This is a genomic window from Oleiphilus sp. HI0080 (genome assembly GCF_001635135.1).
The window spans coordinates 1-10071 of the sequence record NZ_LWFU01000975.1 but is presented as its reverse complement, the minus strand read 5'-3'; the positions used below and the strand labels follow the sequence as shown (position 1 = coordinate 10071).

Below are 10071 nucleotides of genomic sequence, written 5' to 3'. Positions count from 1 at the left end.
AACATGAAATCGACGGCAACTTTGAGTTTTGGCCCGAAGCGAAAAGGCAGCTAGCAAACGTGCACTGGGACCGACAGCTGCTGTCTCGCATAACTAGGGGCGGGATGAGCGGCGCACGTATTATACTTAAGTGGCTACTATTTGGTGTATTACTCGCATCGGCGATTCGTGCCTTTGTTAGCTTGGAGGACTTCCAGAATTATTTTGGCCCAACGATATTCGGACTGATCGCGACATTAATCGCGGCAACCATTATTGAGGTATGTTCAGAAGGATCAACGCCCATCGCGGCAGACTTAATGACCAGAGCCAACGCTCCGGGCAACAGCTTTGCTTTTTTGATGGGCGGCGTGGCAACGGACTACACCGAGATCATGGTGATAAAAGAAACAACCAGCTCCTGGAAAACGGCGCTGTTTTTACCCTTGCTGACGCTGCCACAGGTGTTTGTCGTTGCCTGGCTGCTCAATGTGAGCAGCTAGCACCAGCAAAGCCTAAGACAGAATATCCAGAAACTGCTCTAGCTCTTGATCCGTGGTATTGAAAGAGGATACTAAACGCACCAGCGTTGCGTTTTCTCGAGCGATACCCTTAGAAAGAAAACGCTCAGGCCATTCCCCAAATATCGCTCCGGCATCACGGAGCTCTTTTATCTTTTGATTGTCGATAAGGGCAAACACCTCATTACCATCAACTGGCCAGATGACTTCCGCAAATGCGCTGGCCTCGATACCCGTCATAATACGTCGCGCTGCTGCATTGCTTTTTTCTGCCAGCCCGCGCCAGTGATCAGCCTCTAGCCACGCACAAAACTGCGAGCCGAGTAAGCGCCCTTTTGACAACAAGTGCCCCGCTCGCTTTCTACGGAATTCAAAATCTTTCGCCAAGCTCTTATCGAAGAAAACAACGGCCTCTGCGGCCAGCGCGCCGTTCTTACTTGCACCCAAACAAAGCACATCCACTCCTAGCTTCCACGTCATTTCTGCGGGTGTACAGCCAAGCCCTACCAATGCGTTCGCGAAACGTGCTCCATCCATATGGACGCGCATATCATACGCTTTGGCAAGTTGAGTTAAAGCACTCAGCTCATCGAGACTAAAGGCTGATCCAGTTTCGCTAAGCTGGGTCAGACTTAGCGCTCTGGGAGTAGATGTGTGAGGGTCATGACCGTCAAACCGCTCAAGATACTGTCTTAACCCGCTCTCTGAGAGTTTTGGCTTATCAAGGTCTAGCCCAAGCAGACGAGCACCGCCGGTATAGAATTCTGGAGCACTTAGCTCATCATTAAGAATATGGGCGTGAGAATGGCAAACAATCAGCTCCCAAGGGCTTACGAGAGAAGACAGCGCTAAACAGTTAGCCGCAGTTCCAGACGCGACAAAATAAACCTGAACTTCGGTTTCGAAAAATTCCGCAAGCTTCTCCTCAGCCTGCTGCGTCCATCGATCAGTTCCATAACTAGATTCTGCCCCTGAATTCGCTGCAACAATTGCTTGAAGGATTTTTTCTGAAGCGCCGCTCTGATTATCGCTGCCAAAGTTCATAGTAAAAACATCTTCTTTCTAACCTGAGTTTAGATAATAGCGTCTAAAGCTTGCGCCAAATGCTCCTGCACTTGCTCAAGCTCGAGACTGGCATCAAGCACGATAAAACGTTTCGGGTCTTTCTTTGCGCGCTCCAAATAGGTCGTGCGAACACGACTAAAAAACTCTACTTTCTCTTCTTCGAAACGGTCCAGTTCGGCGCGTTTACTAGCGCGCGCCATACCAACCTCAATCGGAGCATCTAAAAGCAGCGTCACATCCGGTCGAAGCGCCCCTTGAACGAAGGTTTCAAGGTTAGACACTTTGTCACTCGGCAGCTGACGACCACCACTCTGGTAGGCAAAAGTAGCATCAGTGAATCGATCGCATACCACCCAGACGCCCCGCTCAAGCGCGGGCAAAATCTTCTCATTGAGATGCTGCGCCCTCGCAGCAAACATGAGTAAGAGCTCGGTATCAGGATGCACGGTCTCGTCCCTGCGCTGTATCAATACTTCCCGAATCTCTTCGGCTAAGGGGGTGCCACCAGGCTCTCGGGTAACAATGCAATCAATACCTTTCGCTCTTAACGTGCTTGCAATGAACTCGATGTTGCTGGATTTACCGACACCTTCGCCGCCTTCTACCGTAATAAACTTTCCACGCATAGTTTTACTCTTTGATCCGCGCTTGAACGCAGCTTCTTATTCGACCGTTGACCGGTAATCACTTCGACGACGCAATTGATACTGCCTGACGGCCTTATTGTGCTGCTCTATGGTTTCAGAAAAGGCATGCGAACCATCGCCTTTTGCCACAAAATATAAACTCTTTCCGGGCTTTGGATTTAACGCCGCAAAAATCGCGTCTCGCCCAGCGAGCGCGATTGGCGTAGGCGGTAATCCATTGATTCTATATGTATTGTAAGGGGTAAGCTCGCGCAGATGTTTACGCGTAATATTACCTTTATAACGGTCACCCAGCCCATAGATCACAGTGGGATCAGTCTGCAATCGCATCTTTTTATTCAATCTGCGTATAAATACACCCGCAATCTCCTCTCGCTCACTCGGCTTGCCAGTCTCTTTCTCTACGATCGAAGCCAAAATCAACGCCTCATACGCATTCGCCAATGGAAGCTTAGGCTTACGTTTTGCCCACTCGTCCATAAGAACCGCTTTTAATCGATCGTGCGCGCGCCGAAGAATGGAAAGATCGGTCTCCCCTCGATGAAAGAAATACGTATCAGGGTAAATACTCCCTTCAGGATGAGAAAATAGAAGCTGTGTTTTTTCCGGTACCTGCCCATTTAACGACGCCTTGTTAGAACTTGCTTCAGCACTCTTTTGAGATCCACCTATATCAGCCTGAAGTTTCGCCAAAACCTGCTTATCACTCAGATCATCAGTGACATGTTTAAGCCGTTTATCCGCCGCTAACACAGCGCGCGCTTCTCGAAATGTCGATCCCTCAATCAAAGAGATCTTATAACGCACCTGATTATTCGAGCTAAGCAGGGTGAACAACCCCGCCAAACTCAAGCCTGGCTCAATCTCAAACTCACCAGCCTTTAAGCTGGCCCCAAGATTTTTGTGGCGCAGATACACCTTGGCTATTTCTTCATATTGAATAATACCGAGCTGATGAAAATCTTGAATAACGCGGTTAGAAGAGACTCCGCTTTTTAGCTCGTAAACAAAGGGGGAAGAAATGGGTAAGGGCTTCTCAATATATCGGAGGTAAGCCAGCACAGCAGCAACCAACATTAAGCCTGAAAGCATTGCTCCGGCCACCAAAAATTTAATCAACTTCATAACGAAACCCAAACCGCTCCTTAACCCTCGACATTAGCTCTCTGCATTGAGGAACAATCGAATATTTCGCTTGTCCGAACTGAGCAACCGGCCATATGCCAAATACACTATTGATCATCGCTAGTCCGTCCGCAGCATACATATCGTCTAGCGTTAATGACTGTTCAGATAACGGAAGTGCATCTAGCTCTCCGGCAAGCAGGGCACTTAATAAGGTGCCGCGAATACCACAAGTCTTTATTTCTGGCGTTAAGAGACGACCACCCGAAAAAACGACCAGATTCGACTTCGTTCCCTCAATAACGCGCTGATGCTGATCTAACATCAAACCTTCAGGCGCATCACCAAGCTCTCTGGCTGCAAGGACTTGGTCGAGACGATTCATGTGCTTAATGCCAGCTAGATTCGGCTGCTCGCTTAATTGGTAAGCACACAGCTTTAGATCAATACCTTTTCTGTAGAAATCCGCTTGATACTGCGGCAATTCGAACGCTTGTAGGTGGAAATCTGTCACACTTGGCTGCATCGGGGCGTAACCACGACCACCCTCTCTGCGGATAGCAAAAAGCTTTACAAGGCCTGATTGATGCTCAATGAGCTGCATTCTTCGCACGACGTCTTCTAAAGCTTGATCAAACTGCTGAAGCATCTCAAGCGAAGGACCTAAAGCCAGAACCTCAACCCCCCGCAAAAAGCGAGCTCTATGGTAATCCAGCAATGGAACCATGCCATCAACGATACGAATGGTCTCGAAAATACCATCCCCATAAGACAAAGCTCGATTGCTTAGGCTAAGTGGCGAGGCGCCATCGTCGTCAAGAGAGCTGAATAGCAATGCACTCATAGCGATTGTGCTCAATTATTGGGGTTTAGGCGTTAACACAAAGCGACTACGATCACTTTGCTTGGTCTTGTTCTTCTTAGGATTGGATACTCGGTCTCGACTCGGCGTTGATTAGATACAGCGTATCGTCTTCAACAACATTTATAGTGCTTTGAAAATAAGCGTCCCGTTCGTACCGCCAAAACCAAATGAGTTACTCAATACCGTTGAAATCTCTGCTTCTCGAGCTTTGTTTGGAACAACGTCCAGCGCGACTCCCGGCTCTTGTTCTTCAACATTAATCGTTGGTGGTGCAACGTTATCTCGAATGGCGAGTATGCTAAACATCGCTTCAACCGCCCCTGCTGCGCCTAGCAGATGGCCAATCGATGATTTGGTTGAACTAACCAACAAACCGCTGCTGCTATGCGGGAATAAGCTTTCGATTGCTTTCGCCTCTGCGACATCGCCTAGGGGTGTAGATGTGCCATGCGCGTTAATATAATCCACTTGCTCGGCGGCTATTCCTGCATCATTCAGGGCATTTTCCATAGAAGCACGTGCGCCCTCGCCATCTTCTGAGGGCGAGGTGATATGAAAGGCATCATCACTCATACCAAAACCCACAACCTCCGCATAAATTTCCGCACCGCGAGCTAAGGCGTGCTCGTATTCTTCCAAAACAACGCAAGCGGCGCCATCGGAGAGAACAAAACCATCACGAGCCGTATCCCAAGGACGGCTCGCCTTTGTTGGCTCATCATTACGAGTAGAAAGAGCCTTCGCATTGGCGAAACCAGCCATAGCGACAGGAGTAGTAGCCATTTCCGCACCTCCGGCAAGCATCACATCTGCATCGCCGTAAGATATCGTGCGAGCGGCGTAGCCAATATTGTGCGTGCCCGTAGTACAGGCAGTAACAACTGCAATATTAGGCCCTTTAAAGCCATATTTAATCGCTACATTGCCAGAGATCATGTTAATGATCGCGCTTGGTACAAAGAACGGAGAGACGCGTCGCGAGCCAGATTTGTTATATGTATCCCGCATGGTCTCGATCATCTCGATACCACCGATCCCGGACCCCATCGCAACACCCGTTCGCTTTAGCTGACGCTCGTTCAAACCCTCTAGGTTCGCATCTTCGACAGCTTGCATACAGGCAATCATTCCGTAGTGCATAAATGGATCCATGCGCCTCGCTTCTTTGCGATCCAAATAATCACCAATATCCAAGCCTTTAAGTTCACCACCAATTTTTACGGGAAAGTCCGTGGTGTCAAAACGCTCTACAAAGCCTATACCGCTCTCTCCCGCTAGCAAACGCTGCCAAGTGTCAGCTACTGTATTGCCAAGCGGCGTCAAAGCACCAAGCCCCGTAACTACTACACGTCGTTTTGACATGAACTAACTCCGTAAAAAATTATAGGCGACGCAAATACCAAAAAACCGCCCAAAGCCGATTAGCTTGTGGACGGTTCGACGGTCGCGTTCGACTAATTATTGGTTAGCAATAATATAATCGATCGCTTCTTGTACTGTAGAAAGCTTTTCCGCTTCCTCATCAGGAATCTCTGTCTCAAACTCTTCTTCCAGAGCCATTACCAGTTCCACGGTATCAAGAGAGTCTGCACCGAGATCATCAACAAAAGAAGAAGTGTTTTGCACTTCAGCTTCTTTAACACCTAATTGCTCGCATACAATCTTTTTTACGCGTTCTTCTACAGTACTCATACATTCCTCTCTTAATGGAAACCGGTAGCTCAATTCAGCAGCGCCCCGTAAATCGTCTGAGCCCTCAAGCCGATAACGACCTCTTCTCGCGCTTCAGGCCAATTAATGCGTGCTAGTCTAGTTGAATCATTCAAGTGAGACAAGCATCTAAGCTATACCTTAAGACATATACATGCCGCCGTTAACATGGATCGTTTGACCGGTAACATAAGCAGCTTGGGTAGATGCCAAATAAGCGACGACAGACGCGACTTCCGCGGCAGTTCCGAGTCGACCAAGCGGGATCCTCGACAACATAGAGGCCTTATTATCCTCACTCAGTTCTTCTGTCATATCTGTTTGGATATATCCGGGAGCCACAGCATTGACAGTGATCCCGCGACTTCCGATTTCATGAGCCAAGGATCTCGTAAAGCCTTCTATCCCAGCCTTGGACGCACAATAATTTGCCTGACCTGGATTTCCCATCTGCGCGACAACAGAACTGACATTGATGATTCGTCCCCAGCGCGCCTTGGTCATCCCTTTTAACACTGCTTTTGAGGTGCGATAAACTGAACTCAAATTGGTTTGTATTACCTGCTGCCAGTCCTGCTCTTTCATACGAAGCATCAAACCATCTTTGGTAATACCCGCATTATTGACCAAAATCATTGGTGGGCCATAAGCCGATGTCACCTGAGCAACCCCCTCACTCACGGAATCAGGGTCACTCACATCCATGACTATTCCATCTCCGTCTAAGCCCCATTTAGCAAAATAATGCGAAATCGAGGAGGCGCCAGCCTCTGTCGTGGCAGTGCCAATGATTGTCAGGTTTTCATCGGCCGCCAGCGCCTTCGCTATTGCTTGACCAATACCACGACTGGCACCTGTTACCAATGCTACTTTTTTCTCTCCAAGCATTTACGCACCCTCTCCCTGCAATACAGCCTTAGTAGCCTCAATTGACTCGATATCAGATATCGCATACGACGTCACAGAGCGATCAATACGTTTATTCAAGCCAGCCAAAACCTTACCCGGACCACACTCGACAAACTGACCTGCATCACGACTTATAAGATAACGAATTGAATCCGCCCAACGCACAGGCTGATGCAAATGCTGCAGCAAATTGTGTTTTAGCTCATCCATTGAGCTCGGAACTGCCGCAGTAAAATTCTGCACGATGGGCACCGAAGGCTCTAACATCTCAATAGCATTGATGGCTTCTGCAAGCTCCTGCCCAGCCGGTTCTAACAGCGCACAGTGACAAGGCACACTAACCGGCAGCATGGCCGCTCGGCGTGCTCCAGCCTCTTTCGCCAACTCAATCGCTTTCTCAAGCGCCGCATTCGCTCCAGCAATCACGACCTGGCCCGGCGAATTAAAGTTAGCCGCAGAAACCACGCCAAATTGCTGCGCTTCTTCACAGACCCGTTCGACAGCGGAGTCCTCCAAACCTAACAAAGCCGCCATAGCGCCCTGACCTAATGGCACGGCACTTTGCATGAGCTTGCCGCGCAAATGCACAAGGCTAACTGCATCCGCAAGAGTGATCGCTCCAGACGCAGCTAGCGCCGTGTACTCTCCCAAGCTATGGCCACACATATATTGAGGACGAAGGTCTGAGCGAGCACACCACTCCTGCCAAACTGCAATGCTCGCAGTCAGAATTAAAGGTTGCGTAATTTCAGTTTGATTTATTCGATCCTCTGGCCCACCCAAAGCTAGGGCTCTCAGGTCGATGTCGATCGCAGCTGATGCCTCGTCAAACACTTTATTCGCGCGTTCAGACAGACTTAAAAGCTCAGACATCATGCCAATTGTCTGAGAGCCTTGCCCAGGAAACATAAATACCAAAGACATTTCTTCTCCTATTTCGGGCTGAGCCAAATCAGTCGATTGAGGCCAGCTCCAGTATCCGATTAATTTGTTCAGGGAGGTTTTCCGCGGCTTCGCGCTCTGCTAGCTCGATAGCGTGAATAAATGCCGCTACGCTTGAGGAGCCATGACTTTTCACAACCACGCCATTTAGACCAAGAAACATGGCTCCATTATGCGTCTCGGGGTCTAATTGACGCAACGCATCACCCATTAATGGTAGGACCAAACGCCCCAATAAACGACGATAGAAATTCTTATCAAAAAACTCTTTGACACCTGAAAGGATGATACCCGCCGCTCCCTCTGCGCTTTTCAATGCGATATTTCCGACAAATCCATCGCATACCAGTACATCTGCCTTACCACGGAATATATCTCCGCCTTCAGCAAAACCGATGTAATTAATTTCTTGAGTATCTTTGATTAGCGCATCCGCCAAGCGGACGACCTCATTGCCCTTAATATCCTCGTCGCCAACATTGAGTAATGCTACCGACGCCTGAGGCTTATTCTTAATAACCTGGGCCAGTATCTGCCCCATCAATGCGAACTGCAAAAGCTGCTCTGCAGAGCTATCGACAGTCGCACCAAGATCTAAGACGAGGGTACCGCCAGACTTCGAAGGGAATAACTTGGTGATAGCAGGCCGATCAACACCGTGAAAAGTTCCAAGAATAGATCGACCCAGAGCCATCAAGGCGCCAGTATTACCGCCACTCACAACGGCTTCAGCCTCTCCATGACGAACCATCTTGAGCGCTTCAGCCATAGAACTATCTTGCTTTTGACGCAAGACGCGAGAAGGTTTATCGCTCATTTCAACGATCGAGCCAGCGTGAAGAACTTGAATACGGTGTTTTAAAGCGGCATAGGCGGCATGCTGAAATAAAAAAACCTCCAGATCGTCTTGTTTTCCAACTAAAACGATATCGGAGGTTTTGTTGCGTTGCAAAAACGCGAGCGACGCTTCAACCGCCACTTTAGCACCATGATCACAACTCATCGCATCGATTGCGATGCGTCTAGAGTTCGTCATAGCAAGCTGACGACTATCTTAGTCTTCAGCTTTCTCGATGACTTTCTTGCCACGGTAGAAACCGTCAGCAGTCACGTGATGTCGGCGATGCGTTTCACCAGTTGTTGAATCAACTGACAAAGTTTCACCAGTTAGCGCATCGTGTGAGCGACGCATACCACGCTTAGAGCGAGTTTTACGATTTTGTTGAACAGCCATACGTTTCTCCCGAAAGGTGTCTCTCTAACATGCAGAGGAAGCTGTTTTCAGCTCGACCTCAAATTCTCAACTATTTCTTTAGCTTCAAGTCCGTCAGCACGCTAAAAGGGTTGTCCTTTTTAGGGGCGTTTTCAAACTCTTGCGGTTCCTCAATCTGCCTCATCTTGCAATCGTCATGATAAGCGAACATTGGCAAACTCAGGATCAATTCTTCTTCAACCACTTCGTAAACTGGCATCGAGTCGTATTCAACAAGCAGCGGCTCATAATAGCCCGGTAGGTTTTTCGCTTGATCATCGGACAAAACAATGCCCAACTCAAAGTTCGATTCTACCTGCTTTAATACCGGCTCAAGACAACGCTCACACTTTAGCTGGAGAGACGCTGACAAATGCCCTTTCACAACACGCAAGTGCTGCTGATCTCGGCCAAACTCAAGTTTAACCTCAACATCTCCTTCCGACTCAAGTACAATTTCACGCAAACGCTCTAAAGCTTTTTGCGAAATTTGTCCCTCGAGCACCTTGCTTTGGTCCGCATATTTCAGGGGATCAATGGTCTTTGGAAGCGAGTGGTCTGACATAAGCGCGCAATTCTATTGGCGTGACAAGTACTTGTCAAAAGAAAACAGCATTTTTTTAACAATCGTTCAAAGCAGTACACACACTGGCATTTACATCCTAAGCTAGAGCAGAAACGCTTAAACAACAAACCAGACTAATCAAAGACAACCCGATGCGAAAAAATCTCGTTTTAGCCTCATCCAGCAAATATCGAAAAACACTTTTAGAAAAAGTCTTCAAAGACGTTCATAGCATCGCACCGGCAATTGATGAGCGCGCGACTAGAAAAAGCACCCCTCACGAACTTGCCATTGAACTCGGCACTCAAAAAGCAAAATCCGTCGCCAGCATGCTTAAAGGCAACAACCTGATTATTGGGAGTGACCAAGTCGCGATTCTCGACGGCCACCAGCTGCATAAGCCTGGCAATGCAGAGAACAATATTAAGCAGCTGGCGAGCTGCTCGGGTAAAAGGGTGCGTTTCTTTACAAGCGTCTGCCTGCATGATCCA

Annotated in this window: 13 protein-coding genes; 2 read left to right on the top strand and 11 right to left on the bottom strand. The window is 48.4% G+C overall.

Translation table 11 applies throughout. From position 1 onward, the window contains the following. Positions 1-482: permease (locus A3751_RS18740; protein WP_197466503.1), on the top strand; the 482-nt coding region annotated here is incomplete at its 5' end. A gap of 12 nt (positions 483-494) precedes the next feature. On the opposite strand, the gene A3751_RS18735 is transcribed toward A3751_RS18740, so the two are convergent. The 11 genes from A3751_RS18735 to A3751_RS18685 all read right to left on the bottom strand — a co-directional run bounded on the left by A3751_RS18735 (position 495) and on the right by A3751_RS18685 (position 9580). Beyond that, positions 495-1544: a low specificity L-threonine aldolase gene (locus A3751_RS18735; protein WP_068458540.1), complete on the bottom strand. Its 1050-nt coding sequence runs from the start codon at positions 1542-1544 to the stop codon at positions 495-497. 29 nt (positions 1545-1573) lie between these two features. Further along, the gene (gene tmk, locus A3751_RS18730; RefSeq protein WP_068458539.1) at positions 1574-2191 is read right to left on the bottom strand and encodes a dTMP kinase; all 618 of its coding nucleotides are present in this window, start codon (positions 2189-2191) and stop codon (positions 1574-1576) included. Positions 2192-2227: 36 nt separating this feature from the next. Continuing rightward, on the bottom strand, positions 2228-3337 hold the full coding sequence (mltG, locus tag A3751_RS18725; RefSeq protein ID WP_156492622.1) for an endolytic transglycosylase MltG: 1110 nt from the start codon (positions 3335-3337) through the stop codon (positions 2228-2230). Continuing rightward, on the bottom strand, positions 3324-4181 hold the full coding sequence (gene pabC, locus A3751_RS18720) for an aminodeoxychorismate lyase (RefSeq protein WP_068458538.1): 858 nt from the start codon (positions 4179-4181) through the stop codon (positions 3324-3326). Before pabC ends, mltG begins: the two co-directional genes overlap by 14 nt. A 141-nt stretch (positions 4182-4322) precedes the next feature. Further along, positions 4323-5564, bottom strand: a complete 1242-nt coding sequence (gene fabF, locus A3751_RS18715; RefSeq protein ID WP_068458537.1) for a beta-ketoacyl-ACP synthase II — start codon at positions 5562-5564, stop codon at positions 4323-4325. A 96-nt stretch (positions 5565-5660) separates the two neighbouring features. Further along, positions 5661-5894, bottom strand: coding sequence for an acyl carrier protein (gene acpP / locus A3751_RS18710; RefSeq protein ID WP_068458536.1), 234 nt, complete (start codon positions 5892-5894; stop codon positions 5661-5663). Positions 5895-6053: 159 nt separating this feature from the next. Beyond that, positions 6054-6800: a 3-oxoacyl-ACP reductase FabG gene (gene fabG / locus A3751_RS18705; protein WP_068458535.1), complete on the bottom strand. Its 747-nt coding sequence runs from the start codon at positions 6798-6800 to the stop codon at positions 6054-6056. Further along, on the bottom strand, positions 6801-7745 hold the full coding sequence (fabD, locus tag A3751_RS18700; RefSeq protein WP_068458534.1) for an ACP S-malonyltransferase: 945 nt from the start codon (positions 7743-7745) through the stop codon (positions 6801-6803). A 28-nt stretch (positions 7746-7773) separates the two neighbouring features. Beyond that, positions 7774-8799: a phosphate acyltransferase PlsX gene (plsX, locus tag A3751_RS18695; protein ID WP_068458533.1), complete on the bottom strand. Its 1026-nt coding sequence runs from the start codon at positions 8797-8799 to the stop codon at positions 7774-7776. Between the two features lie 18 nt (positions 8800-8817). Then, positions 8818-8997 (bottom strand): 50S ribosomal protein L32, encoded by a 180-nt coding sequence (gene rpmF / locus A3751_RS18690; RefSeq protein WP_068458532.1) that lies wholly within the window; start codon positions 8995-8997, stop codon positions 8818-8820. Between the two features lie 70 nt (positions 8998-9067). Beyond that, positions 9068-9580, bottom strand: a complete 513-nt coding sequence (locus A3751_RS18685; protein ID WP_068458531.1) for a YceD family protein — start codon at positions 9578-9580, stop codon at positions 9068-9070. Between the two features lie 152 nt (positions 9581-9732). Between A3751_RS18685 and A3751_RS18680 the strand changes: the two genes are divergently transcribed. Further along, positions 9733-10071: nucleoside triphosphate pyrophosphatase (locus A3751_RS18680; protein ID WP_197466502.1), on the top strand; the 339-nt coding region annotated here is incomplete at its 3' end.